Raw genomic sequence first — 25,921 nt, 5'->3', positions numbered from 1 at the left:
TGACGACGCTGATGGCGGTGACAATGCTGATTGGGGTGACGTTGCCGACAACCTAAGTGCCGCACGAAAGTCATCGCGCAGTCGCTCGCGTCAGGCCACCCATCGGTATCCTTGCACCGGTCCGACCTCCAGTCGCATCGCCCGCTGCCCTTGCCTTTGGCCTTGTTCTGGGGACGCCCGCCGTTTTCCGTAACCCGCGCGCACGTATCCCGACGCCCGAATGCCGCGCATCAGTGCCGTGAGCTCCGCATCGAATCCGTGCCAATTCGCAACGCCTCGCGGTGCACTGACCTTAACGGGCAAACGCCAGCGTTCCCCTGCACGCGGGACGGTACCTCGCGCCGATGCATCGTCGATGGCCTGCGGCGCTCGTACCTGATCGGACAGGCCGGTGACCTCGTTGCGCCGCCCGCCCCACGCCGGTTGTCGGGACCAAACCAGCTCGATGTGCCGAGGCATCGGCACGTCTGAGCAGGCAGGCGCGGCCCTCCCGTCGCCCCTCTCGTCACGCCCACCCTCGGCAGGTGCCGGCTTCGACGACACCCGCGTGTCGCCCTGGCCCTCGCATCCCCTGCGCGCGACGTATGCCCGGTCCACGTCGAAAGCAAATCGCACGCCGCCGTCCAGGGTTGCGGGCAATCCCGCCACCACGCCCTCGACGATCAGATCCTGCCCCTCCAGCGCCGCCGGCAGCCGGTCACCGAGTCGAAGCTCGGCGCGCCACGCCGCCCATGCATAGCCGAAAACACCGACGCAGACGGCCATCAGGACCATCGCGCATCGGTGCGGCACCCCATTTCCCGAGGCCCCGTGCCCCGCGCGCCATTTCGCACGGACCGCCGCCCAACCGACCCACACGACAAGCACAGCCGCCGCCGCACCGACGGCAGCGCCGAACCCGGCGCCGGACGGCAACACCGACGCCTGTTGAAGCCACCAGACGCCTGTCACCCAGGCAAGCAGCACCAGCCGCACGACGTCAGCGCGTCATGAATCGCGAACCGCGCGGCGCCACCGCGTCAGCGCGATCCGGCGTGGGCAACGAGGGAGTCGGCGGGCGTTGGCCCGTCGCCGGGCGCCATGGCCATGGCGCCCGACAAGCGCGGCAGCACGCGCCAGGCATTCGCGCGCGTGGCGTGGGCCAGCGCCTCGGCGGACATGCTTCGCAGATCCGCGAGCACCTGCGCGATGCGAGGCAATTCGCCCGGGCTGTTGCGCTGCTTGTAGCGCCACTCCGGCGCAATGTCCGGCGCGTCGGTTTCAAGCACGAGTGCATCGAGCGGCAGTTCCACGGCGAGGCGGCGAATCTGCAGCGCCCGGTCGAACGTCATCTGGCCGCCGAACCCGAGGCAAAAACCGCGTTCGATAAACATGTCCGCCTGCTGACGGCTGCCGTTGAACGCATGCGCGATCCCGCCACGCGGCGTGAAGATTCGCAGTTGCTTGAGCAATGCGTCCTGTGACCGGCGCACGTGAAGAATGACCGGCAGATCGAAGTCTCGCGCAATCTTCAATTGCTCGACGTAGAAGAACTGCTGGCGTTCGGGGTCGAGTGTCCTGACGAAGTAGTCCAGACCGATTTCGCCGATGCCGACGAATCGCGGATCGCCGATCGCCGCTTCCACGGCCCGGCGCAATGTCGCGATGTCCTCGTGGCGCGCACGTGGCGTGTACAGCGGGTGGATGCCAAGGGCGTAAGCGCCACCGGGCATCGCGTTCGCTGCCGCCCGTGCCGCGTCGAACGATGCGCACTCGACGGCGGGCACGACGAGCCCCGCCACCCCCGCAGCGGTGGCCTCGGCAATGACAGTGCCGCGGTCGGCGTCAAACTCGGCAGCGTCGAGATGGCAATGGGTGTCGATCCACATGGTCGGATGTCCTTGAGCGTCAATTCTAAGGGGCAGTGACAAGGCTCGCACGAAGCGCGCGGCATGGCCATCGGAGAACACCGCGTCATGGTCTAGGACGTTGCCGATTTCCTCCCCGCGCGCTGCCGCCGGAAAACGCAAAACGCCGGGGAGTCCCCGGCGTTCGCACCCTCGGCCCGTTGTCCGTTACAAACGGTTCACGCCGGCTCCAGCACGCCTTCGCGCAGCCGCAACGCCCGATCGCACCGGCGCGCCAGGTCGATATCGTGGGTCACGATCACGAAGCTGGTCCTGAGCGTCTCCGACAGCTCCAGCATGAGTTCGAACACCGTCTCGGCGGTGTGACCGTCGAGATTGCCGGTCGGCTCGTCGGCGAGCACGCACGCCGGTTGCGTGACCAGCGCGCGCGCCATCGCCACACGCTGACGCTCGCCGCCCGACAACTCCGACGGCCGGTGCTTCATGCGGGGGCCCAGGCCCACGCGCTCGAGCATCGTCTGCGCACTCGCGCGCGCCTGCTCCGTGGGCAAACGACGAATACGCAGTGGCATGGCCACGTTGTCGAGCGCGGAAAACTCCGGCAGCAGGTGGTGAAACTGGTAGACGAAGCCGAGCGACTGGTTGCGCTGCGCTGTCTTGTCCCGCTCGCGCAGCGAGGAGAACGGCTTGCCCAGCAGCGACACCTCGCCGCGCGACGGGTCGTCGAGTCCGCCCAGCACGTGCAGCAGTGTGCTCTTGCCGGAGCCGGACGCGCCAACGATCGCCACTTTTTCGCCGGCAGCGACATCGAGACTCGCGCCGTTGAGCACGGTCACGTTGAGCTGCCCCTGCCGGAAAGTCTTGTGCAGATCCCGGGCGCGCAGTACCGGGCCGTCGTAGGCGAGGTTCGGCACGGGGGCCAGGGATGGGGTCGCATTACTCATAGCGCAGGGCCTCCGCCGGTTTGACGCGCGACGCGCGCCAGCTCGGATAGATCGTCGCCAGCGCCGAGAGGACGAACGAGATCACCCCGATGCGAATCACGTCGGACGATTGCAGATCCGAGGGAAGCTCGGAAATGAAGTAGATGTCCTGGGGCAGGAAGTGAACGCCCAGCAGGTGCTCGATGAACGGCACGATGGTGCCGATATTCACCGAGATCAGGCAGCCGAGCCCCACGCCGAGCAGCGCCCCGGCAAAGCCGATGGTCACCCCCTGGACGATGAAGATCTTCATGATCGAACGCGGTTGTGCGCCGAGCGTGCGCAGGATGGCGATATCCGCATACTTGTCCGTGACCGTCATCACGAGCGACGACACCAGGTTGAACGCCGCCACGGCAATGATGAGCGTCAGGATGATGAACATCATGCGCTTCTCGGTCTGCACCGCCACGAACCAGTTCTTGTTCTGCTGCGTCCAGTCGCGCACCCACATGTTGCCCGAGAGCGTCTTGGCCAGCTCGCGCGCCACCAGCGGCGCCTGCTCCATGTCCTGAATCTTCAGCCGCACACCCGTGGGCCCGTCGAGCCGATAAAGCGTTTCGGCGTCATGCAGATCGATGAGCGCGAGCGAACTGTCGTACTCGTAGTGACCGGCAGTGAAGATCGCGACCACGGTGAACTGTTTCACGCGCGGCAGCACGCCGGCCGGTGTGATGGTTCCCTGTGGAGCGACGAGCGTGATCTTGTCGCCAATGGTCACGCCCAGCCCGCGTGCGAGCTCGCGCCCGAGCACGATGCCGAAACTGCCCGGTGTGAGATTGGCCAGGGTGCCTTCGGTGATCTGCTTGCCGAGATCCGAGACCTTGGCCTCCTCGCTCGGCACAATGCCCCGCAGCACCACGCCGCGCACGTTGTCCTCGCGCGTGAGCATGGCCTGCTCGCCCACGTAGGGGGCGGCGGCAATGACGTTCTTGTTCTGCAACGCCTCGGCGGCCGTGCGCTGCCAGTCCGGCAAGTTGCCGTCCACCGCGAACACTTCGATATGCGCCAGCACGGAGAGCATGCGGTCCCGAACCTCCTTCTGAAAGCCGTTCATCACCGAGAGCACCACAATGAGCGCCGCCACGCCCAGCGCGATGCCGGCCATGGAGATGAAGGAAATGAAGGAGATGAAACCGTTGCCGGATGATCGCTTGCCGGTGCGCGTGTAGCGCCAGCCGATCTGCCATTCGTATGGGAATTTCAAACGGATTCCTGATTCTTGATAAGGATCGATCGGAGCATGCCGGCGCCGGCGGTCTGCACCGGCTTCCGAGCCCGCGGCTCCGGTCCCTGCCCGGGGCGGCGGACGGCACGTTCCGTACCTGACGTCAGGGTCACCCAACTGCCAGCGCGAAGTTTGCCATACAATTCGCCTCGACATGGATACACCTGCCCTGCACTTTCTCCTGCCGTTCGCGCTCCCCGCGTCGGCCCATTTTCCCGCACTGCTGGCCGGATTGGAGTTGCCCGCGCTCGAAAAGTTGCTCGCGCGCGGCGTCCCGTCGGCGCAGGACGTGCCGGAAGACCCGTTCGTCCCCACGCTACCGCACGAACGTTGGCTGTCGGACGCCTTTGGCCTGCCCGGCGTGCCCGCCCGCGCGCCGCTCGCGCCGTTCATGCTGCTCGAGGACAGCGGCGCGCTCGACACCCGCTACTGGTATTGCGCGCAGCCCGCGCACATCCACATCGCCACCGACCACCTGGTGCTCACCGACCCGGCCGAGCTGTCGCTGAGCCCCGAGGAATCGGCCGCGCTCTTTGCCACGGCCCACGCGCTGTTCGCGGACGTCGGCGGCGAGCTGATCGCGCCGCGCCCCGACCGCTGGTACCTGAGCGCACCGGCGCTGGGCGAGCTGATCACGGCGTCGCCCGGGCGCGCGGCAGGCCGCAACGTCGACATCTGGCTGCCGCAGGGCAAGGCCGAGCTGACGTGGCGCAAATGGCAGAACGAAGTGCAGATGGCCTGGTACGACCACCCGGCCAATCAGGCCCGCGAGGCCCGTCGTCTTCCCCCGGTCAACGCCCTCTGGCTGTACGCCGGCGGTCAACGCATCGCCGCGCCGCGCCTGAACCGTCCGTGCGTCACGGTGCTGTCCGACGATCCCGCCACCCGCGGTCTGGCCACCCATCTGCAGATTGCCCTTCACGCCACTCGGGCCGGGCTCGCCGCGACCAACGGGCGCACCGTCGTGCAGATCGACACACTGACCGACCCGTTCCTGAGAGAAGACTGGGCACGCTGGCGCGACGCCCTCGTCGAGATCGACCAAACATGGCTCGCCCCGGCGCTCGAGCGGGTCGCGAAGGGGCAGGCCCGGGAAGTGGCGCTCACGTTGTGTGGCGACAGCCACAGTGTGACGATTCGCTCGCGAAGCGCCGATCTGCGCAAGTTCTGGCGCCGCCAATCGCTCGACGCACGCATGTCGGCCCTCGCCCGGATCGGCGAGGACGCGGCATGACCGAGATCGTCACGCGACAGGTCGACGTCACCACCGCGGACGCCCTCGCACGCGACGGCGTCCACCCGGTCCTCGCCCGGCTGTTCGCCTCGCGTGGCGTGCTGGCCAGCGAAGAGACCGAGACCGCGCTCACGCGCCTGATTCCGCCCGCGCAGCTCAAAGGGGCGCGCGAAGCCGCCGTCTTTCTTGCCGACGCCATCGCCGCGAACCGGCGAATGCTCGTGGTCGCGGATTACGACTGCGATGGCGCGACCGCCTGCGCCGTTGCCGTGCGCGGCCTGCGCATGTTCGGGGCGAAGGTCGAATATCTCGTGCCGAACCGCTTCGAATACGGCTATGGCCTCACGCCCGAGATCGTGGCGCTCGCCGCGCAAGGCAAGCAGGGCCCACCCGACGTGCTCATAACCGTGGACAACGGCATCGCCAGCCTCGACGGCGTGGCGGCCGCGCAGCGCCTCGGCATCGAAGTCGTGGTGACGGATCACCACTTGCCGGGCAGCGAGTTGCCCAACGCCCGCTGCATCGTCAACCCGAACCAGCCCGGCTGCGAGTTCCCGAGCAAGCATCTCGCAGGCGTGGGCGTGATGTTCTACGTATTGCTGGCCCTGCGCGCCGAATTGCGCGCGCGCGGCGTGTTCGACGCGCGCGAGCAGCCGCGTCTCGATACCTTGCTCGATCTGGTGGCGCTGGGCACCGTGGCCGACGTCGTGAAGCTCGACGCCAACAACCGCATTCTGGTGGCGCAGGGCCTGTCGCGCATACGCGCGGGCCGCATGCATGCGGGTATCAATGCGCTGTTCCGCGCCGCGGCGCGCAATGCCCGTCAGGCCGGCAGCTTCGACCTGGGCTTTGGGCTCGGTCCGCGCCTGAATGCCGCCGGGCGCCTGGCGGACATGTCGCTCGGCATCGAATGCCTGCTCACCGACGACGACGCCCGCGCCTGGACGCTCGCGCAGGAACTCGACGCCATGAATCGTGAACGCAGGGAAATCGAAGCCGGCATGCAGCAGGAAGCGCTGGCGGATCTCGCCCGCTTCGATCCGCGTTCGGCCACCACGCTTTGCGCGTTCAACGAGACCTGGCACCAGGGTGTGATCGGCATCGTCGCAGCCCGCCTGAAGGAAAAGTTCTATCGACCGACGATCGTGTTCGCCCCCGGCGACGACGGGCAGATCAAGGGGTCGGGCCGCTCGATCCCGGGCTTTCACCTGCGCGACGCGCTCGATCTCGTCACGAAGCGCGAGCCGGGCCTGATCGGCAAGTTCGGCGGACACGCGATGGCCGCGGGGCTGACCATTGCCGCCGACGCCTTGCCGCGCTTTCAGGCGGCATTCGAGGCGGTCGGACAGGAATGGCTCGACGAGAGGGCGCTCTCGCGCGTGATCGAAACCGACGGCGACATCGGCGACGAGTGTTTCGTGCCGCCGTTCGTGGCCATGCTCGATGCACAGGTCTGGGGCCAGGGGTTCCCGCCGCCGGTCTTTTCGGGAGAGTTCGACGTACTCTCGCAGGCCATCCTCAAGGAAAAGCACCTGAAGCTGCAACTGGGTCGCGGGCGCATGCGAATGAACGCGATCTGGTTCAATCATGCCGACACCCTGCCAAGCCGCGCGCGGTTCGCCTATCGGCTGGCGGCCGACACGTTCAACGGCGTCTCGCGCGTGCAGATGATCATCGAGCACGTCCAGGGCCAGGGTTAGGTTCGGCGCTTCCCCAGCGGGCCCCAGGGGCCCTAGGGGGCGATCGGGTGCGCCTCGGCGACATACTCGCGCATCACGCGCAGAAAGGCCTCTCGTGCCGGATGCACCTCCACGCCGCGATGACGAACGAAAAAGTTCGGCACGGCGGCAAGATCCTCCATCGCGTGGCCGACGATGTTCGCCTCCTGCCGATAGCGTTGATATATGCCGCGCGGCACGAGCGAATACCCCACCCCGGCGCCGACGCAGGCCACGATCGTCGCATAGCTGCCGTAACTCAGAATGCGCCCTGGCGTGACGGCGTTCGACGCGAGCCACTGTTCCATCGTCGCGCGATACGGACACCCTGACGGCCACATCAGCAGCGTGGCCCCCGACAGATCCGAGGCCTCTTGCACGCGGCCGGCCCGCGCGGGCGCAACCAGCACGATCGGTTCGCGATAAATCTCGTCGGCCACCACCAACGCCTGCGCCTGCGCTTCCAGGCACGCCGTGCCCGCGATCAATGCGGCGTCGACGCGGCCATGCTGAATCTCGTCGAGCAGATTGAGCGACGTATCGGTCACGAGGTTCAGGCGCACCTTCGGATAGGCCGCGTGGAAGCGGGCAAGCACGGCCGGCAGCCGCGACGTGGCCGACGATTCGATGGCCCCCAGTGAAAAATCCCCCGCCGGCTCGTTGGCCGGATTGAGCGCGGCGCTCGCCTCACGCGACAGCGCGAGAATCCTGTCCGCGTAGCCGAGCAGCGTGCGTCCGCTGGGGGTCAGTTGCAGCTTGCGGCCTTGCCTGTGAAAGAGCTTCACGCCGACCGCGTGTTCGAGCGAACGGATACGAGCGGTCACGTTCGACTGCACGCAATGCAGCGCCTCGGCCGCCCCCAGCACGCTGCCTTCGTCCACGATGGCCTTGAAGGTCTGAAGTTGCAGAAAATCCATGAGCCTCTCCTCGGCCGGGTCGCCCTGCTGCGCGCAGCGCGCAGATAAACATCGACATCGACGATGGTAGGCGACAACCATCGACACTTCAATAATAGTGAACAGAATTGTCTCAACAATTCACTTTTTTAGCGCACGAGAAAGGCATAGACTTCGGGTTATCCCTAATGCGACGTCTGCTGCGGCATCCCGCCCCGGCCAGCGCGCCGCCTCTCGTGAAGGAAGTCACATCATGTACCGCCCTCTGTCCGCCGCTGGCCACCTCAATGCCTCCGCCCCGATGGCGGCTGCGCCGGTCACGCCGCTCGGCCTGTTCTTCCGCGCCGTCGACCAATGGCGCGTGCACTATGAGCAGCAACTGCAGGCCGAAGCGCTTGCCGCGCTCGACGACACGTCGCTCGCCGACGCCGGTTACGCACGCGACGCCTTCGGACTGCGCCACGCCGCACGCTGAACACATTACCGGACCGCGGACCGTGGTCTGCGTCGCGGTCCCACGCCGACCGAAATCGCCCGAAAAGTGGGGGAAACGGGGGCTTCGCTGCGCTATAATTTCGGTTTTCCCGAATTCGCACCTGTCATAGCTCATGGAAGCCGAACGCCTCAACGCCCTCGAATCCCTGCTCGCCGATCTGCGCACTCGCGTCGGCGAGCTCAGGGGGTATCTTTGACTTCGATGTCAAGCAAGCTCGTCTGACGGAAGTCAACAAGGAACTCGAAGACCCCAACATCTGGAACGACTCCAAGCGCGCCCAGGCGCTGGGCAAGGAAAAGAAGTCGCTCGACGGCATCGTCACGAACCTGACGGAACTGGACGCCGGTCTCTCAGACACGCAGGAGTTGTTCGACATGGCCCGCGAAGAGGGCGATGAAGACTCGCTGCTGGCGCTCGAGAGCGACACGCAGGCGCTTGCCGCGCGCGTGGGCGAAATGGAGTTCCGCCGGATGTTCAACAATCCGGCCGACCCCAACAACTGCTTCATCGACATCCAGGCCGGCGCCGGCGGCACCGAAGCCAACGACTGGGCAGGCATGCTGCTGCGCCAGTATCTTCGTTATTGCGAGCGCAAAGGCTTCAAGGCCGAAGTCCTCGAAGTATCGGATGGCGACGTCGCCGGCATCAAGAGCGCCTCGCTCAAGGTCACCGGCGATTACGCGTACGGCTATCTGCGCACCGAGACCGGCGTGCACCGTCTGGTGCGCAAGTCGCCGTTCGACTCGTCGGGTGGACGTCATACATCGTTTGCCAGCCTGTTCGTCTATCCGGAAGTGGATGATTCGATCGACATCGAAATCAATCCCGCCGATGTGCGCACCGACACGTACCGTGCCTCCGGCGCCGGCGGTCAGCACATCAACAAGACCGACTCCGCGGTGCGCCTGACGCACATCCCGACCGGCATCGTCGTGGCCTGCCAGAACGATCGTTCGCAGCACCGCAACCGCGCCGAAGCCTGGGACATGCTCCGTTCGCGCCTGTTCGAACACGAGATGCGCAAGCGTCGCGCGGAGCAGGACAAGCTGGAGTCGAGCAAGACCGACGTGGGCTGGGGCCACCAGATTCGTTCGTACGTGCTCGACCAGTCGCGTGTCAAGGATCTGCGCACCGGCGTGGAAACCGGCAACACCGGCAAGGTGCTCGACGGCGATCTGGACGACTTCATCTCGGCGAGTCTCAAGCAGGGAGTGTAAGGAATGGCGTTTGTCCGCACGCTCGCCGTGTGGGTGGTGAGCGCGCTGTGTCTGCAGCACGCCGCCGTTGCCGCTCCGGCCAGTACACCGGGCGCACCGGGTGCAAGTCCCGAGACGGGACCGTACCTGCATGAATTGCTCAAGCGCCCGGATTTCTCGGGCGCTTACGCGCGCATCGTGGCGCCGCGCAATGTGCCCGCATGGGTGCGTCAGGGTGGCACGTCGACGCCGTCGCAACGTGTGAGTGTCGCCGGCAAGCCCTGGTTGCTGGTGCAAAGTTGCAAGCCGCACGACTGCCCGAGCGAGTATGTCCACATTTTGTACGAGCCGCGCTCGCAGTCGATCGCGGCGCTTTTCGTGCGAGACCCGAGTGCGGCGGCCAACGCGGGCCCGCATCAGGATCGCACCGAACTGATCTGGCTGGGCGCGCCCGATGGCTCGCTCAAGAATGCCCTGCTGCACACGCTGCGTTTTACCGAATAACCTCATCGTTCGCATCATGACCGATCAAAACACCCCGGCCCACACGGCCAATCCGGCGGGCGACCTGCCGCAGGACGACAACAAGCTCATCGCGGAGCGCCGCGAGAAGCTGCAGGCACTGCGCGCCAACGGCGTGGCCTTCCCGAACGACTTCCGACCCGAGCAGCGTGCCGGCGATCTGCAAGAGCGCTTCAAGGACGTCGAAAACGAAGCCCTCGAAGCCGAACCCGTCGCCGTGTCGGTCGCCGGTCGCATGATGCTCAAGCGCGTGATGGGCAAAGCCGCCTTCGCGACCGTGCAGGACGGCAGCGGCCAGATCCAGTTCTTCATCGGCCGCGACGACGTGGGCGCCGAGTCGATGACCGCCTTCAAGGGCTGGGACATCGGCGATATCATCGCGGCCACCGGCACGCTGTTCCGCACTCGCACCGGAGAGCTGTCGGTGAAGGTCAAGGAATTGCGACTGCTCGCCAAGGCGTTGCGTCCGCTGCCCGACAAGTTCCACGGCCTTTCCGATCAGGAAACGAAGTACCGTCAGCGTTACGTGGACCTGATCACTTCGCCGGAGACGCGCAACACGTTCCGCGCCCGCGCCAAGGCCATCGCCTCGATCCGCAAGTACATGACGGACGCCGACTTCATGGAAGTCGAAACGCCGATGCTGCACCCGATTCCGGGCGGCGCCGCGGCGAAGCCCTTCATCACGCACCATAACGCGCTCGACATGCAGATGTACCTGCGTATCGCGCCGGAGCTCTATCTGAAGCGCCTGATCGTCGGCGGCTTCGAACGAGTGTTCGAGATCAACCGTAACTTCCGCAACGAGGGCGTGTCGCCGCGCCACAATCCGGAATTCACGATGATGGAGTTCTATGCCGCCTACACGGACTACCGTTGGCTGATGGACTTCACCGAGGCACTGATTCGCAACGCCGCCGTGGACGCGCTCGGCACCGCTACCATCCAGTACCAGGGTCGCGAGCTGGACCTCTCCAAGCCGTTCCATCGCCTGACGATCGTCGAAGCGATCCGCAAGTACGCACCCGAGTACACCGAGGCGCAACTCGCCGACGTCACGTTCGTGCGCACCGCGCTCGGCAAGTACGGCGTGAAGGTCGACGCCCCGCAATTCAAGAACGCCGGTCTGGGGGCGCTGCAACTGGCACTGTTCGAAGAGACCGCCGAGAGTCAGTTGTGGGAGCCGACCTTCATCGTCGACTACCCGGTGGAAGTCTCCCCGCTCGCGCGAGCCTCGGATTCGGTGCCCGGCATCACCGAGCGCTTCGAACTGTTCATCACGGGACGCGAGATCGCCAACGGCTTCTCCGAGCTGAACGATCCCGAAGACCAGGCGGCACGATTCCGCGCGCAGGTCGAGCAGAAGGACGCCGGCGACGAGGAAGCGATGTACTACGACGCCGATTACATCCGAGCGCTCGAATACGGCATGCCCCCGACGGGCGGTTGCGGTATCGGCATCGATCGCCTGATCATGCTGCTCACCGACAGCCCGAACATTCGCGACGTGCTGCTGTTCCCGCACCTGCGCCGCGAAGACTGAGTCGCATCGACGGCGCTTGCCATCGAGCTGCGACAAACCGCCGTCTCAGCGAAGTTGAAAACGCCGCAGCATGCTGCGGCATTTTTCATTCGACGTCGGCGTCAGCGGGCCCGCGGCGGCGAGGCTCGCTGATCGACACATACGTCAGATGCGTAGCGAAGCGTACCCTGAGTCCCTTATCGTTGGCCGCCATCCCGCGAGACTCGGCGGACAACGAGGGCACCGGTTCATTCGACGGCCCCACTCGCATACCGCCCTCCCCCTGCACCGGAGCTTCCCCTGACATTGGCCGCCGGGGGTCGCGCGGCCCCCGCGCGACGACGCTCGCCGCAACATCGCCGACTCGCGCGCCGACGAATTCGCGCGCCATGTCGACCGCCGACGGCAACGTCGCCACGGTCGCCGTGCGCGCCGGGTCGGTCGATGCGACGGACGTCAGGACAGGAGAAGGGGAACCACTGGTCGGGCGCGACGAGAACACTGACATGCGAAGACTCCTCGGGGATTGGCAGCGGATTGTGCCGGTTGCGAGTCTAGGCAACGGCAGTCGGCACGCTGTCGCATCACGCGCACGACCTGCGCGAAATGGCACAACGGGGGTTTCGCATCAGAAAGCGGGGGTGCCGCGATAGGCGGATGGCCAGTCGCCATCGAGACGCAGCCAGCTACGCGAAATGGGGAGAATCGCACCGCTCGACGCTTCCTCGACCAGTTGTCGCAACGCGAGGGAGGCCAGCGTCTTCGGATCGGTGGGGAACACGAGAAGAAACGTTCGGTTGAGCGCCACGGCAGCGAACTCGCGCACCTCGAAGTGATCGACCATCGATTGGTAGAGGTTGCCGAGCACGAGTCCGCCTGCGGGTGCCATCCAGTTGCCTCGACATCCGCCGATCATGGTGCCGTCGTCGAGTCGGGCAATACCGAATTCGAAATGACGGGCCGTCCAGGCACGCGAGAGGTTCGACGCCGCCTGACTGAAGGCTTCCTCGAAGGTGAGTCCCGCAGCGTGCAGATCCCGCGCTTGCAAGCGGCGCAGGCCGCGCGGGCCGTCAAGCACGAGGGCGACGAAAACATCGTTGGAGAACGGCTCGCTGACATCGCCCGCGGGGTCATGCTCGTCCACCCAGGCACGGGTAACCACGTACGGATAGACGTGCGGATGACTGGCGGCGTCGAGCGGTGTCTCCAGTGGCGGCAGGGTATCGATCATGGGGTCACGTTCGCGGACAATGCGTGCCATTATGCGCGCGCCACCACCGCAGCGCACGGTACACGATCCACAACATCGTCAGCGGCAACAGCACGACGCCCCATTGCCCCATCGGCGGCCACAGGGCTGCGAGATACGCTTGCAACGGTACGATCCACACGAGCCAGGCAAGTGCTGTGCTGGCACCATTCAGCATCGCACGGCGCGATCGCGTCATGGGCGTACCGCCTGCCCCTGCCCCCTGGGGTAACCCGGTCAGCGCCATCAGCGGCACGATCAGCCACGCCAGTTCGTAGTAAAGCAGATAGGGTTGCGCGAGCAGCGTTGCCGTCGTCGCCGCGGCAACACGCAGCGCCGGTGGCGCCGGGGTCGTCCACAGCCATGCGGTGAAGAGCACGGATGGCAGTGCGATCACCGCGTAGAGCGCGTAAGCGCCGGACAGTTCCACGCCTTGCAGGCGCGCCATGGCGAACACGGTCGGCATCGCGTGCCAGATCCCGCCCTCGCCCTGCTGCACGACCTCGGTGTTGAACTGCGAAACCGCGAGAAAGAAGGCGCGCCATAGCGGCCAGCCCGCCCACGCCATCGACAGACCGCAAGCAACGGCACCGACGATGACCATCGTCGTCAACGCGCGCCATTGACCCGCGCAAATCCACCACAGCGGCAGAAGCAACGCCAACTGCGGCTTGATGACGAGCAATCCGCCGCAGAGCCCGGCCAACGAAGGACGCGATTCGCCATAAGTGAGCGCCACGCACATCAGCAGTAACGTCACGAGCGAGTTCTGTCCCGCGAGCAAGGCGACCCACAGGCCCGGGAACGCCAGCGCCACCAGCCACGGCCAGCCGCTTTGGCCGCGCCAGATCCTCACCGCAGCGAAGTACGCCGCCAGACTCACGACGACGTAGACCGCGTACGCCGCAGGATAGGACAGCCACGAGAGTGGCTGAATTCCCCATTGCAACGGAGGTGGGTAAAGCCAATGCCCGGCATCCGGATAGGCAGGAAAGAACCTGAGCAGCGCCGGGAACAACGTCGTCGGGTCGAAGGCGGCGAGTGGACCGAGGTGACGCGTAATCCATGACACCGTCCAGAACACGCGCAGATCGTGGCCCAGCGGTGGCATGCCATGCCCCGATGCGCCGACCGGGTCGGCGTCGGACGTCAACCAGCTGAGCGCCCATGCGCCAAGCGCCGCGAGCTGCAGCGCCAGCAGCACGGCGGCCGCCGGCACCGCGATACGCGGCAAGGCCCCGCTTCGCGCGATCGGTGCATCGACCCCGGCGCACGCCGGGGAAATGTCGGACGTCGATGCCTGACGATTCACATGACCTCCCTCGGCACTTGTTTCAGATGTTAAGGCGCGGCAGCCCCCGCGGCGCGCGCGGCGCCGTCAGAATACCAAAATTCCCTTATGATTCATTGACTTGAATTCACCGCGATCGCAACATCCGCGCACTTGCCGAGACGCAGGTTTTACATCGCGTTACAAAATGAAACGGATGCCGACTTTGCCGTGAACGACACTTTTCTCATGCGAAATCGCCCCGTGCTCGCCAGCACGCAGAAAGGGGAATCGCACTTACCGCACGATGGAGAAAACAACATGGATAACGATCTGCAACCGCGTCGCATGCACCCGCTGATTGCTGCCGCTGCCGGCAGTGTCGTGGTCGTGAGTCTGCTTGGCGTGGCCGCCATCACGGGTGTGCTGCCGCTTGCGCGAAGCACCGATGGCCCTGCCCCGACGGGCAACAGTTCGCAATACGCACTGACGTCGCCGCAATCGCAGCCGTCGTGGTCGACGCAACCGGCCGCAGCCTCCCAGCAAGGGACGCCGCCGACCCAACAAACGCAATATGCGCCTCAGCAGGCCCCGGCGCAACGCGCACCGGCGCCGCAGCCCTCCTATGCGCAACAAGGCGCCGCGCCGACGCGTCAGCAGGCGGCGACCTGCTCGACCTGCGGCACCGTGCAATCGGTGGAACCGATTCGTACGCAAGGTCAGGCAACGGGTCTTGGCGCCGTGGGCGGTGCCGTCGCCGGCGGTCTGCTCGGCAACCAGTTCGGTGCCGGCAATGGTCGCACCGCAATGACAGTGGTCGGTGCCCTTGGCGGTGGACTGGCCGGCAACGAAGTCGAGAAGCGCGTGCGATCCGAGACCGTGTATCGCGTGTACGTGCGCATGGACACCGGCAAGACCCGCTACTGGACATATCAGTCGGCGCCGGGCGTGCAACCGGGTGACCGCGTGCGACTCGAGAACAACGGTCTCGTGCGCGCGGGTTAAGACATACGTTCGATCCGCACCGGGGCAATCGCTGCGATTCGCGTGCATCGATCGTCGCCCCACTTAAAACAAAAGCCGCTCTCTCCGGAGCGGCTTTTGTTTTTTCGGCGCCCGGAGGCGGTATTCAGGCGGGCCGGTCTCGCCGGTCGCCCGCCGGTGTTCAGTCGGCCTCTTCGATCCACGCCATCTGGATGGCCTCGAGGATCTTCTCGCCCGAGCGCTCCGGAGCATCGTCGAAGCCGTCGAGCGCCATCACCCATTCCCGCAGGTCGGTAAAGCGCACGTATTGCGGGTCGACGTCGGGATGCGCCTCGCTGAGCGCGATCGCGATATCCAGCGTATCAGTCCATTTCATGGGGCAGGCTCCTGTTTCTCTCGTGTCACCGCACAACGCCGCACAGCGTTGCTCAGTGATTTTCCTTGGCGTGGTTGATCGTGTACTTCGGAATCTCGACGACCAGATCCGAATCGGCGGGCATCAGCGTCTGGCACGACAGGCGCGACGTGGGCTCGAGCCCCCAAGCCTTGTCGAGCAGATCTTCCTCTTCGTCCGCGGCCGGTTCCAGCGCATCAAACCCCTCGCGCACGATGACGTGGCACGTGGTACAGGCGCACGACAGTTCGCAGGCGTGCTCGATTTCGATATGGTTATCCAGCAGCGCACGGCACACGGACGTGCCCGGCGCGACTTCCAGCACGGCGCCTTCCGGGCACAGCTCGACGTGAGGCAATACAACGATTTGAGGCATGGCTTTGGGTTTCCGTGGGTATCTTACAGTTTGTCGATGTCGGCCACGCGCCGGCCGGCAAGCGCCGCGCGGATGCTCTTGTCCATGCGGCGTGCGGCGAACGCATCGGTCGCATGCGAGAGCGTTTCGGTCGCTGCCTTGATGGCTGCCTGATCGTCGCCAGCCGCCTTCTGCCGCAGATCTGCCAGCAGCGTGTCGATGTGCGCGCGCTCGTCGGCATCGAGCAGCTCGGGATCGGCCTGCAAGGCGCTGTCGATCGCCACGAGCAGACGCTCGGCTTCGACCTGTTGCTCGCGCAGCGCACGGGCGCGCATGTCCTGCTCGGCCGAGCCGAAGCTGTCCTGCAGCATGCGCGAGATGTCCTCGTCGGCCAGACCGTACGACGGCTTGACCTCGATCGAGGCCGCCACGCCCGAATGCATTTCCTGCGCCGAGACCGACAGCAGCCCGTCGGCGTCGACCTGATACGTCACGCGAATGCGCGCCGCGCCGGCCGTCATCGGCGGAATGCCGCGCAGCTCGAAGCGCGCGAGCGAGCGGCAGTCGGAGGCCAGTTCGCGCTCGCCCTGGAGCACGTGAATCGCCATGGCCGTCTGGCCGTCCTTGAAGGTCGTGAATTCCTGTGCGCGGGCCACCGGAATGGTCGCGTTGCGCGGAATGATCTTCTCGACCAGCCCGCCCATCGTCTCCACGCCGAGCGAGAGGGGAATGACGTCGAGCAGCAGCCAGTCGTCGCCTTCGGCCTGATTGCCTGCCAGCAGGTTGGCCTGCACCGCGGCGCCGAGCGCCACCACCTGGTCCGGATCGAGATCGACCAGCGGCTCCCGGCCGAAGAACCCGGCCACCGCCTCGCGCACTTGCGGCATGCGCGTCGCGCCGCCGACGAGTACCACGCCCTTAACGTCTTCCGGGCCCATCCCGGCGTCGCGCAGCGCCTTGCGCATCGGACCGATCGTGCGCTGCACGAGCGATGCGCCGAGCGCGGTGAATTGTTCGCGCGCAAGCGAAAGTTCGACCTTGCGCCCCGCCGACAAGGTGAGCGAGATCGTCGCCGTGACGGCGTCCGTCAGCGCTTCCTTCGCGGTACGTGCATGATCGAGCAGACTGCGAACGTCCTGCGGGGTGAGCGATGCGACATCGAGCCCTGCCGCCTCTACCGCCCAACGATAGATCGCCTGATCGAAGTCGTCGCCGCCGAGTGCGGAATCGCCGCCCGCCGCAAGCACTTCGAAAACGCCCTTGGTCAACCGCAGGATCGAAATGTCGAAGGTGCCGCCACCGAGATCGTAGACCGCGTACAGGCCTTCCGCCGCGTTGTCCAGACCATACGCAATGGCCGCTGCCGTCGGTTCGTTGAGCAGGCGCAGCACATTCAGGCCCGCCAGCCGTGCGGCGTCCTTGGTCGCCTGGCGCTGGGCATCGTCGAAATAGGCGGGCACGGTGATGACGGCGCCAACGAGATCGTCGCCGAGCGTATCTTCGGCGCGCTGACGCAACGTCGCGAGGATTTCGGCCGAGACCTCCACCGGGCTCTTCACACCACCGGCCGTATGCATTTGCACCATGCCGGGTGCGTCGACGAAGTCGTACGGCGCGTTGTCGGCGTGCGCGACATCAGCCAGGCCCCGGCCCATGAACCGCTTGACGGAGACGATGGTGTTGCGCGGATCGGTGGCCGCCGCCGCCTTGGCGTCGTAACCGATCTGGGTACGCGGACCGCCGAGATAGCGCACGACGGACGGCAGCAGCACGCGGCCCTGTTCGTCGGGAAGGACTTCGGCCACACCGCTGCGCACGGCGGCCACGAGCGAATGCGTCGTGCCCAGGTCGATGCCCACGGCGAGTCGCCGCTGGTGCGGCGCGGGGGACATGCCGGGTTCGGAAATTTGCAGAAGGGCCATGACTTTGCAATACGGGCCACACGCTCGCGCGTGCGCCCTGTTCTCAAGCAGTTCTCAGTGACATGTGACGACGCCGCACCGGGCCGTCACGCGTTTTCCAGCATTTCGATGCGCTGCGCCACATCTTCCTCGGCGCGCGCAATGAACATCAGTTGCCGCACGGCTTCCGCCGCCGGCTGCCACGCCTCGCTCTCGATCCAGTCGCCCAGCTTCGCGAGTCGCAGACGACGGTCGTCGCGCAGCGACTTCGCCAGCGCATCGAGTGCACCGACGTTGCGGGCGGCGACGGCGTCGTCGATGGCTTCGCGCCATTCCATCTGCTGCATCAGGAAATCGGGGGCCATCGCGGTATTGTTCTCCGCGCCCACGTCGATGCCCTGCAACGACAGCAGATAAGTCGCGCGCTGTAGCGGGTCGCGCAACGTGCGATACGCCGCATTCGCCTGCGCCGCCCATTGCATCGCCACGCGGCGCTCCGCGTCGCTCGCGCTGGCGAAGCGATCCGGATGCACGCGCGACTGCACGGCGCGATACGCCGCGTCGAGAGCCTCGCTGTCGAGCGTGAAACGCTGCGGCAGCTCGAACAGCGTGAAATAGTTGTCAGTCAATGCACTCATCGCGCAATCGTAAAAAAAGCGGCTCGCGCCGCCTTGTTGCCTACGCTGCCACCCGTTCGTCCCGTTGGCGACGCGCTCGTCGATCGCGGCACGCGGTGTCGGATCGTGTCATGCATCGGGCGGCTCGCCGCGTTCGCACTTGCGACACGGCAATCGCCCGCCGAGCATCGCCTCGCGGCCTTCAGGGCTTTGCGTCCACGTGCGGATCTGCCAGGGCGGAAGATGCCGGACGTGTTGACCGTGCCCGCAGGCCAGTCGCGCGACCCATTGACCTTCGTCGTCCTGCCGAAAGCCAATGATCTCGCGCAACGGCGCAGCGTCAGACGCGGAAGGACTCGCCGCAGCCGCACTCATCCTTGACGTTCGGATTATTGAAGCGGAATCCTTCGTTCAGGCCTTCGCGGGCGAAGTCCAGCTCGGTGCCGTCGATGTACGGCAAGCTCTTCGGGTCGACGATCACCTTCACACCATGGCTTTCGAAGACCGTGTCCTCGCCCGCCACTTCGTCGGCATATTCCAGCTTGTAGGCCAGGCCCGAGCAGCCGGTCGTCTTCACGCCCAGCCGCAGACCCACGCCCTTGCCGCGCCGCGTGAGGTAACGCGAAACGTGCTGCGCGGCCTTCTCGGTCAGTGTAATGGCCATGTTTGCCTGCTTCCTTTTGCGTTCCGCACTCAGGCGGCGTCAGCCGTCTGACCGTGCTTCTGCTTGTAGTCGGCGACCGCCGCCTTGATGGCGTCTTCCGCCAGAATCGAGCAGTGGATCTTCACCGGCGGCAGTGCCAGTTCCTGCGCGATCTCGGTGTTCTTGATGGCGAGCGCCTGATCCAGCGTCTTGCCCTTGACCCACTCGGTCACCAGCGACGACGAAGCGATCGCCGAGCCGCAACCGTAGGTCTTGAACTTGGCATCTTCGATCACGCCCGCGTCGTTCACGCGGATCTGCAGCTTCATCACGTCGCCGCAGGCCGGTGCGCCGACCATGCCCGTGCCGACGGCGTCATCGCCCTTTTCGAACGAACCGACGTTGCGCGGGTTTTCGTAGTGATCCAGAACTTCCTTGCTGTACGACATGGCTAACTCCTTGAATGCTCAGTGTGCGGCCCACTGGATCGAATTCAGATCGACCCCGTCCTTGTACATTTCCCACAGCGGCGACAGATCGCGCAGCTTGCCGATCTTGCTCTTGAGCAGCTCGACCACGTAGTCGACTTCCTGCTCCGTCGTGAAACGGCCCACCGTGAAGCGAATCGAGCTGTGCGCCAGTTCGTCGTTGCGACCCAGGGCACGCAATACATAAGAAGGCTCCAGCGACGCCGAGGTGCAGGCCGAGCCCGACGACACGGCCACGTCCTTGATCGCCATGATCAGCGACTCGCCTTCCACGAAGTTGAAGCTGATGTTCAGGTTGTGCGGGACACGCTTTTCCATGTCGCCGTTCACATACACCTCTTCCATTTCCGTCAGCCCCTTGAGCAAGCGGTCACGCAGCATGCGCACACGCTCGTTCTCGGCGGCCATTTCCTCGCGTGCCAGGCGGAACGCCTCACCCATGCCCACGATCTGGTGCGTGGCGAGCGTGCCCGAGCGCATACCGCGCTCATGACCGCCGCCGTGAATCTGCGCCTCGATGCGAACGCGCGGCTTGCGGCGCACGTACAGCGCGCCGATCCCCTTCGGGCCGTAGGTCTTGTGCGCCGAGAACGACATCAGGTCGACCTTCAGCTTGGTCAGGTCGATCGGCATCTTGCCGGTGGCCTGAGCGGCGTCGACGTGGAAGATGATGCCCTTCTCGCGGCAGATCTCGCCGATCGCCTCGATGTCCTGAATCACGCCGATTTCGTTGTTCACGGCCATGACCGACACGAGAATCGTGTCCGGACGCAGTGCCGCCTTGAACACGTCGAGGTCGAGCAGACCGTCGTCCTTCACATCCAGGTAGGTGACTTCGAAACCCTCGCGCTCGAGCTCGCGCATGGTATCGAGCACCGCCTTGTGCTCGGTCTTCACCGTGATGAGGTGCTTGCCCTTGCCCTGATAAAAGTGCGCCGCGCCCTTGAGGGCGAGGTTGTTCGACTCGGTGGCGCCCGATGTCCACACGATCTCGCGCGGATCGGCATTCACCAGCTTGGCCACTTCCTCGCGCGCCTCTTCCACCGCCTGCTCGGCAGCCCAGCCGAACGAGTGGCTGCGCGACGCCGGGTTACCGAACTGCTCGCGCAGGTAAGGCAACATCTTGTCCACGACGCGCGGGTCAATCGGCGTCGTGGCGCTGTAATCCATGTAGATGGGGAGGTTGAGGGTGTCGTTTTTCATGGGGTGCTCCAGGATCGTGCCGTGGCGCCTGTTATGAACGGGCCATATCGAAGACCGAATTGGGAATACGCGCAGCAATGGTCTGGTTGTTGGTGCCGGACTCGCGCGTGTCGCGCAGAACGGCCTGCTGGGCCTGCTTGCTGCGCTGCTGCTCGACGAGATCGCGCAGCGAAACGGAATCGAGATACTCGACCATCTTCTGGTTGAGCGTCGCCCACAGCTCGTGCGTCATGCAATGACCGCGATGGCCGTCCTGGCCTTTCTCGCAATTGCCCTTGCTGCCGCACTGCGTGGCGTCGAGCGGTTCGTCGACCGCAATGATGATGTCCGCAACCGTCACCTCTTCCGCGCGACGTGCCAGACTGTAGCCGCCGCCCGGCCCGCGCACGCTCTCCACGATTTCGTGGCGGCGCAGCTTGCCGAACAACTGTTCCAGATAAGAGAGGGAGATTCGCTGACGCTGACTAATGCCCGCAAGCGTCACGGGACCCGCGTCCTGGCGCATGGCCAGGTCGATCATCGCCGTGACGGCGAAACGGCCTTTCGTGGTAAGTCTCATGATGATGCAGGGGATTAATCTCGACTATTTTCGTCAAGTATAAATTCCCTACGAATTTAGTCAAGTACTTCTGGCCCACTTTTTGCGAAAGTTCCATCGTCCACTTGTGAAAATTCTCATTTTTCGGGACGAATGTCTGCCTGCGGGGAGCGCAGCGGGAACAGCAGCACCAAGGGATTGCGCAGCACGGCGCGCCAGATGGCGCGATGGAGTTGCCGGCGGTCGCCCAGTCGCAGTGCACGCGATCGGAGCGCCATGTGGAATGCTAACGCAAAACTGACGCCGACGTTGAGCAGCGCCATCGACCCGACGCCGGCCACCGCCAGCCAAAGGGCCGGGTCGTGCAGCACCGGCAGCCCCAGCACCCCGATGGACGTGGCGATCGCCCCGGTCGACAGTGTGACGTGACGGACTTCGAAGGGCAGCGCAAAAGCCGTCAGCACCGCCGGCACGAGACCGAGCATGAAGCCGAGCGTCAGGTTCCCCAGCACCGGTGCGATGTGCCGACGGCACCCGTCGGCGATGCGCGCCGCGCCGTTACGCCCGAAGACGAAGCGCAGCCGACGATTGTAGGCCAGCACGTCGCCGATGCCGTGCAGCGCGAACCAGTTGTCGGCCCAGCCGGAGATCAGGCTCGAGCACCAGAGCAGCACGCCGGTGAGTGCAGCAAAAAAAGGGGTCACGCCGAGAATCGAAAACGACGCCAGCGTGGCATGCGCCTTCTCCGGGGGGATCGTGTTCATGCCGAGCGCCGCAGACACGGCCCATTGCACCAGCAGACAGAACGGGAACACCATGGCCAGATTTCCGAAGATGGCGGCCGCCTGCGTTCGCACGAGGGCGAGTACCTCCCCGACGAAGGCGTCCATCCCGGCGGGGGTATCCACGTCATCGAGCTTGCTCGCGATGGCCGGCGCGGTCATGGCGGGCTGCTTGGTTGCCAGGGTGAAGTGACAGAAGTGCATGAAAAGAAAGCACAGCGCATAGTTCGCCCCGGCCAGGAAGCCCTCCACGATGGTGGGCAGGTGCGCACTCGTGATCATGAACTTCACATACACGGTGACCACCGTCACGAGCCCGCCGCCACAGGCCATCTTCAGCATGGTGAAATATTCGGTGCGATTGCGGGCGATGTAATGCTCTCCGGTTTCCGCACTGCGCTCTACGACCTTGCGCGCGAGCAGGCCGAACGAGGTGCGCGCAAGCTCGCCCACGCTCTGGCTGGCCTTGTTCGCGCGCACCAGATCGGCGAGCAGCTTCACCCGCGCGACGGCCCGGTCGCCACGCTCGCCCTGCGTGAGCCACGCGTCGAGCAGGCGCTCCAGGCGTCGGATTCTCGCCTTCGCTCGCTCGACCTGAAAGACGATATCCACGCTCACGCCGTTTTCGTCGAGATGCGCATAGACCTGGCGCACGGCGCGGCCACAGTCATCGAGCAGGGCACGAAACACGTTGATCTGCTGCACGAAACGCTGCGACGGCGGCGCGCCGTGGGCGAATGCCTGCCCGGCGTCCTCCAGCTCCTGCATGGCCCGCCCCAGCCGGTAGAACGGCGATTCGGTCACGCGCGGATACGGCAGGCGCGATCGAACCGCCTGTGACAGGCCGGTCGACGCAATCTGGTCGACGAGGTGATGCATCGCCGCGAGCAAATCCTGCGCGAAGGGATTCCAGTCAGTGTTCTCGTCCTCGGCCTCGCCGAAATGCAGCAGCGCGATGAGGTCGGCCAGCAATTCGGGCGGCATGGCCGCGATCCAGTCGGCGGCGCGTCCGTCGGGGAACATCAGCGAGCACAGTGCCGAGAGATCTCGGCGCGTGGGCGGCGGCGGAATCAGCGCCTTCTCGATACGCTCGACCAGGGCGCCCCAGAACCCGGGACGCACCGGCATGCCGGTGTCGCTGAGCAGCGAGATGGCGTCGCTTTCGTGGATCACGCTGCGCAGCGTGCGCGCCACCGGCAACCGCCACGCCGGATTGCGCTCGAGCATTTGCAACAGATAGCGCAAACGCGTGTGCGGGCGATACCTCACCGCCTCGCCCTCCTCCCGATCTTCGTTGACGAGCGCACCCCGCTTCTGCACCCAGTGCGCCAGTTCGATCAGCCACTGATTGCGAACGGCAAGCGGCGCGCCGGGGTCGGCGTGTGCAAGCAGTTCGTCGAGCTGATGGCCTGCGTGACGGGAGGCACGCCACTTGCGCCAGTACGAGGTAAGCGAATTGAACATCGATGGGAGAGGCGAGAAAACGGATGAAAGGAGTCGCGAAAACGCCGTTGAAACCGCGCAGGTGTCGCGAAAGCGGCAGTGACGACTGCCGCAAGGACGGTCACACGCCGGCGATGGGGCGAATGATAGCGCCATCGGCACCGCTGGCGAAATCGTCGGGAGCGACGCACACGCGCGCGAACGAGGATTCGCCCGGTGTGCGGCGGGAACGCGGCAGAGCGCGGCGCGAGAGCGGCCGATGATCCCGGCAAGCCGCTCGCGCCCGCCTCGAGCCGATCAGGCGCCCTGCCGAAGCCGTCCGAGCAGGCCGTCGATGCCGTCTTCGATGTAGTCGAGCACCGTCTCGAAGCCCTGCGCGCCGCCGTAATACGGATCGGGCACCTCCTCGGCGTCGTGCCGCGTGGCGAAGTCCATCAATCGCACAATCTTGTGACGATGCTCGGCCGGACAATCGGCCATCAGCTCAGCCACGTTGGCGTTGTCCATGGCCACGATCCACTCGAAGCGTGCGAAATCGCTTCGCTCGACGCGTCGCGCGCGCAGGGCGCTCAGGTCGTAACCGCGACGCTCGGCCGCCGCCTGCGTGCGAGCGTCGGGCGCATGACCGATGTGATAGCCGTGCGTGCCCGCAGAATCGACCTCGATCAGATCGCTCAGCCCGGCTTCGGCCAGACGGTGACGAAAGATGCCATCGGCACTGGGCGAGCGGCAGATGTTGCCCATGCAGACAAAGAGAACCGAGGTTTTTTTCATTGGAGTCAGTGAGTTGGGGGAAGCATCGAGCCAAACATGGCAGGTGCCGGAACGTCCTGTCGTCAGCCTGTCGGACTCATGACTTGCGAACCGGTTCTGAACGCCGGCTCGCCCTGCTCCCCGATCCGGCGATCGGAAGTCGCGTCGCCGCGGGGGTTCCCGAGTTTGCCCGGAAAGATCGAAAATACTTCCTTCCGAGCGCCCTGCCATTTCGTGACCTGCGCGGCAAATGCGTCGCCGACGCCCCACGCGACACGTCGGACGCGGTACGACGCGAATCATCGAAGCATCTGCGGTGGCTCGGGAGCGGGGAACGTCGATTCTGCTCGACATTGAGGCGTTCGTCGATGATTTCCCGTGCGGGCGTGACGCTCCAGCCACTGTTCAGTTCACTCCACCCGGATTGGCGATCCGCAACCTCCAGCCCCCATCGCGGCCCTTTTCCATCACGTGCGTCGCCGTGCCGCGCGTTTCGTGATCACGCCCGTCCGGCAGCGTGACGCTCAGGGTCCAGTCGAGCAGGACGAGGGCAATGTCGCCGCTCGTCACCACTCGGCGCACTTCGCTACGGATACGGGGGCGCAATGACAGCAACCGAGCCAGGCCGCCACGCAAACCGGCCGGACTTTCCCGCACCTCGAGACCCTCCGGCATCCGCATGGTGGCCATGTTGCTGAACACACCGAGCACGGCATCGAGATCGCCGGAATTCAACGCGGCATCGAAGGCGGCCGGGACCTGATCCGGCGAGCGGCAGATGACCGAGTCGCTTTCGATCGCCGCGACGAATCGCGCGATGCATCCCGCCACTTCGCCCGGCGCCTCCAGAGGTGACAAGTGCCCCGTCTCGGGAAGGACGTGCAGCGCCGCATGCGGGATGCGCGGAAGCAGTTCCGCCTCAAGCGTTTCAATGCTGTCGACCTTGTCGAGTTCACCGGAGATCACGATGGTGGGCACGTCAATCGACGCCGTCGCCGCAGTGATATCTTCGCGCATGGCAATGTCGGGCCAGGCGGCCTTGGCCTGCGGCGCCCCCCTCAGACTATCCTCGATGACTTGCTCGCGCTGAACGGCGCTCAGCGGTCTTGCGGTCAACACGTGATCGATGACGAACGACACGGATTCACGCGTTTGGTAGGCGCCCGTCAACGTCGCGCGCTGAGCGTCGGAGAGGCACGTGGGCGATGGCGGCGACGGTGCGACGAGGACAAGCCCCTGCAGGCCGTCCGGTCGGCGCGAAGCGATCAGTTGGGCGACCTTCCCACCCATCGAATGACCGATCAGAACGTAGCGCCGGAGTCCCAGGGCGTCGATGACACCTTGCGCGTCAGCGGCGAGGTCGGCAATGCGGTAGCCATCGGCGGGTGCCTCGGAATCGCCCCAACCGCGGTGATCGGTGGCAACGATTCGGTACTTGTCCGCGAGCTCGTCCGCCACCGCATCCCATGTGCGTGCAGAGCCGCCGTAGTAGTGAAGGAACACCAGCGCCAGCTCGCCGCTGCCCCGCTGGTTGACGTGAATCCGCGTACCGTTCGACTCGATAACCATGATGGTGCCCTCGGCTGTTAGTTGAGGCTCACATCGTAGATACGATTCCGTGGATTGATAATTGCCCGATTGATTTGCTCAGTCGATAAT

Annotated in this window: 26 protein-coding genes; 7 read left to right on the top strand and 19 right to left on the bottom strand. The window is 65.4% G+C overall.

What is annotated here, in order from left to right:
- Nucleotides 1-90: 90 nt before the first annotated feature.
- From PMO31116_RS12545 to PMO31116_RS12530, 4 genes are all read right to left on the bottom strand, one after another.
- On the bottom strand, nucleotides 91-975 hold the full coding sequence (locus PMO31116_RS12545) for a DUF4131 domain-containing protein (RefSeq protein WP_150567004.1): 885 nt from the start codon (nucleotides 973-975) through the stop codon (nucleotides 91-93).
- 44 nt (nucleotides 976-1,019) lie between these two features.
- Complete coding sequence (locus PMO31116_RS12540) at nucleotides 1,020-1,868, bottom strand: TatD family hydrolase (protein WP_150567003.1); 849 nt, start codon at nucleotides 1,866-1,868, stop codon at nucleotides 1,020-1,022.
- A gap of 197 nt (nucleotides 1,869-2,065) precedes the next feature.
- Complete coding sequence (gene lolD, locus PMO31116_RS12535; RefSeq protein WP_150567002.1) at nucleotides 2,066-2,791, bottom strand: lipoprotein-releasing ABC transporter ATP-binding protein LolD; 726 nt, start codon at nucleotides 2,789-2,791, stop codon at nucleotides 2,066-2,068.
- Nucleotides 2,784-4,037, bottom strand: a complete 1,254-nt coding sequence (locus tag PMO31116_RS12530; protein ID WP_150567001.1) for a lipoprotein-releasing ABC transporter permease subunit — start codon at nucleotides 4,035-4,037, stop codon at nucleotides 2,784-2,786. Before PMO31116_RS12530 ends, lolD begins: the two co-directional genes overlap by 8 nt.
- A gap of 175 nt (nucleotides 4,038-4,212) precedes the next feature.
- On the opposite strand from PMO31116_RS12530, the gene PMO31116_RS12525 reads away from it, so the two are divergent.
- Together PMO31116_RS12525 and recJ are read left to right on the top strand one after the other, a co-directional pair.
- Entirely contained in the window at nucleotides 4,213-5,292 is a 1,080-nt protein-coding gene (locus tag PMO31116_RS12525) for a regulator (RefSeq protein ID WP_150567000.1), read from the top strand.
- The gene (gene recJ / locus PMO31116_RS12520) at nucleotides 5,289-6,992 is read left to right on the top strand and encodes a single-stranded-DNA-specific exonuclease RecJ (protein ID WP_150566999.1); all 1,704 of its coding nucleotides are present in this window, start codon (nucleotides 5,289-5,291) and stop codon (nucleotides 6,990-6,992) included. Before PMO31116_RS12525 ends, recJ begins: the two co-directional genes overlap by 4 nt.
- A 32-nt stretch (nucleotides 6,993-7,024) precedes the next feature.
- Here recJ and PMO31116_RS12515 read toward each other — a convergent pair whose 3' ends face one another.
- Nucleotides 7,025-7,927 carry a LysR family transcriptional regulator gene (locus PMO31116_RS12515; RefSeq protein WP_174971244.1) on the bottom strand — a complete coding sequence of 301 codons (903 nt, stop codon included), beginning with the start codon at nucleotides 7,925-7,927 and terminating at the stop codon, nucleotides 7,025-7,027.
- A 232-nt stretch (nucleotides 7,928-8,159) separates the two neighbouring features.
- Here PMO31116_RS12515 and PMO31116_RS12510 point away from each other — a divergent pair, with 232 nt between their 5' ends.
- From PMO31116_RS12510 to lysS, 4 genes are all read left to right on the top strand, one after another.
- Nucleotides 8,160-8,381: a hypothetical protein gene (locus tag PMO31116_RS12510; RefSeq protein ID WP_150566997.1), complete on the top strand. Its 222-nt coding sequence runs from the start codon at nucleotides 8,160-8,162 to the stop codon at nucleotides 8,379-8,381.
- Between the two features lie 133 nt (nucleotides 8,382-8,514).
- Nucleotides 8,515-9,619 (top strand): peptide chain release factor 2 gene (prfB, locus tag PMO31116_RS12505; RefSeq protein WP_174234927.1). Its coding sequence is split into 2 segments (ribosomal slippage): nucleotides 8,515-8,586 and nucleotides 8,588-9,619, totalling 1,104 coding nucleotides; the frame shifts between segments, so codons are not numbered across the junction.
- A gap of 3 nt (nucleotides 9,620-9,622) precedes the next feature.
- Nucleotides 9,623-10,102, top strand: a complete 480-nt coding sequence (locus PMO31116_RS12500; RefSeq protein WP_150566996.1) for an Ivy family c-type lysozyme inhibitor — start codon at nucleotides 9,623-9,625, stop codon at nucleotides 10,100-10,102.
- A 16-nt stretch (nucleotides 10,103-10,118) separates the two neighbouring features.
- The gene (gene lysS, locus PMO31116_RS12495; protein WP_150566995.1) at nucleotides 10,119-11,663 is read left to right on the top strand and encodes a lysine--tRNA ligase; all 1,545 of its coding nucleotides are present in this window, start codon (nucleotides 10,119-10,121) and stop codon (nucleotides 11,661-11,663) included.
- A gap of 607 nt (nucleotides 11,664-12,270) precedes the next feature.
- Here the strand turns inward: lysS and PMO31116_RS12490 are convergent.
- Together PMO31116_RS12490 and PMO31116_RS12485 are read right to left on the bottom strand one after the other, a co-directional pair.
- Nucleotides 12,271-12,873 (bottom strand): hypothetical protein, encoded by a 603-nt coding sequence (locus PMO31116_RS12490; RefSeq protein WP_150566994.1) that lies wholly within the window; start codon nucleotides 12,871-12,873, stop codon nucleotides 12,271-12,273.
- Between the two features lie 4 nt (nucleotides 12,874-12,877).
- Entirely contained in the window at nucleotides 12,878-14,203 is a 1,326-nt protein-coding gene (locus tag PMO31116_RS12485) for a glycosyltransferase family 87 protein (protein WP_150566993.1), read from the bottom strand.
- A 279-nt stretch (nucleotides 14,204-14,482) separates the two neighbouring features.
- Between PMO31116_RS12485 and PMO31116_RS12480 the strand changes: the two genes are divergently transcribed.
- Entirely contained in the window at nucleotides 14,483-15,166 is a 684-nt protein-coding gene (locus PMO31116_RS12480; protein ID WP_150566992.1) for a glycine zipper 2TM domain-containing protein, read from the top strand.
- Nucleotides 15,167-15,326: 160 nt separating this feature from the next.
- On the opposite strand, the gene iscX is transcribed toward PMO31116_RS12480, so the two are convergent.
- From iscX to PMO31116_RS12420, 12 genes are all read right to left on the bottom strand, one after another.
- Nucleotides 15,327-15,521 (bottom strand): Fe-S cluster assembly protein IscX, encoded by a 195-nt coding sequence (gene iscX / locus PMO31116_RS12475; protein WP_150566991.1) that lies wholly within the window; start codon nucleotides 15,519-15,521, stop codon nucleotides 15,327-15,329.
- A gap of 52 nt (nucleotides 15,522-15,573) precedes the next feature.
- Nucleotides 15,574-15,915, bottom strand: coding sequence for an ISC system 2Fe-2S type ferredoxin (gene fdx / locus PMO31116_RS12470; RefSeq protein WP_150566990.1), 342 nt, complete (start codon nucleotides 15,913-15,915; stop codon nucleotides 15,574-15,576).
- A gap of 23 nt (nucleotides 15,916-15,938) precedes the next feature.
- On the bottom strand, nucleotides 15,939-17,816 hold the full coding sequence (gene hscA / locus PMO31116_RS12465; protein WP_150566989.1) for a Fe-S protein assembly chaperone HscA: 1,878 nt from the start codon (nucleotides 17,814-17,816) through the stop codon (nucleotides 15,939-15,941).
- A gap of 86 nt (nucleotides 17,817-17,902) precedes the next feature.
- On the bottom strand, nucleotides 17,903-18,433 hold the full coding sequence (gene hscB / locus PMO31116_RS12460) for a Fe-S protein assembly co-chaperone HscB (RefSeq protein WP_150566988.1): 531 nt from the start codon (nucleotides 18,431-18,433) through the stop codon (nucleotides 17,903-17,905).
- A 108-nt stretch (nucleotides 18,434-18,541) separates the two neighbouring features.
- Nucleotides 18,542-18,787 carry a DUF3565 domain-containing protein gene (locus PMO31116_RS12455; protein WP_150566987.1) on the bottom strand — a complete coding sequence of 82 codons (246 nt, stop codon included), beginning with the start codon at nucleotides 18,785-18,787 and terminating at the stop codon, nucleotides 18,542-18,544.
- Nucleotides 18,753-19,076: an iron-sulfur cluster assembly protein IscA gene (gene iscA, locus PMO31116_RS12450; RefSeq protein WP_023596698.1), complete on the bottom strand. Its 324-nt coding sequence runs from the start codon at nucleotides 19,074-19,076 to the stop codon at nucleotides 18,753-18,755. Before iscA ends, PMO31116_RS12455 begins: the two co-directional genes overlap by 35 nt.
- Before the next feature lie 29 nt (nucleotides 19,077-19,105).
- A complete protein-coding gene (iscU, locus tag PMO31116_RS12445) occupies nucleotides 19,106-19,504 on the bottom strand; it encodes a Fe-S cluster assembly scaffold IscU (protein ID WP_150566986.1) in 399 nt (132 codons plus the stop codon).
- Between the two features lie 18 nt (nucleotides 19,505-19,522).
- On the bottom strand, nucleotides 19,523-20,746 hold the full coding sequence (locus PMO31116_RS12440) for an IscS subfamily cysteine desulfurase (RefSeq protein WP_150566985.1): 1,224 nt from the start codon (nucleotides 20,744-20,746) through the stop codon (nucleotides 19,523-19,525).
- A 31-nt stretch (nucleotides 20,747-20,777) separates the two neighbouring features.
- Nucleotides 20,778-21,305 carry a Fe-S cluster assembly transcriptional regulator IscR gene (iscR, locus tag PMO31116_RS12435; RefSeq protein ID WP_023596701.1) on the bottom strand — a complete coding sequence of 176 codons (528 nt, stop codon included), beginning with the start codon at nucleotides 21,303-21,305 and terminating at the stop codon, nucleotides 20,778-20,780.
- A gap of 116 nt (nucleotides 21,306-21,421) precedes the next feature.
- On the bottom strand, nucleotides 21,422-23,530 hold the full coding sequence (locus PMO31116_RS12430) for a site-specific recombinase (RefSeq protein WP_150566984.1): 2,109 nt from the start codon (nucleotides 23,528-23,530) through the stop codon (nucleotides 21,422-21,424).
- Nucleotides 23,531-23,806: 276 nt separating this feature from the next.
- On the bottom strand, nucleotides 23,807-24,283 hold the full coding sequence (locus PMO31116_RS12425; RefSeq protein ID WP_150566983.1) for a low molecular weight protein-tyrosine-phosphatase: 477 nt from the start codon (nucleotides 24,281-24,283) through the stop codon (nucleotides 23,807-23,809).
- Between the two features lie 384 nt (nucleotides 24,284-24,667).
- A complete protein-coding gene (locus tag PMO31116_RS12420) occupies nucleotides 24,668-25,831 on the bottom strand; it encodes an alpha/beta fold hydrolase (protein ID WP_150566982.1) in 1,164 nt (387 codons plus the stop codon).
- Between the last annotated feature and the right edge of the window lie 90 nt (nucleotides 25,832-25,921).

The organism is Pandoraea morbifera, assembly GCF_902459575.1.
GTDB classification, from domain to species: Bacteria; Pseudomonadota; Gammaproteobacteria; order Burkholderiales; family Burkholderiaceae; genus Pandoraea; species Pandoraea morbifera.
Note: the sequence above shows the minus strand (reverse complement) of the source record. Positions and strands in the feature narration are given on the sequence as shown.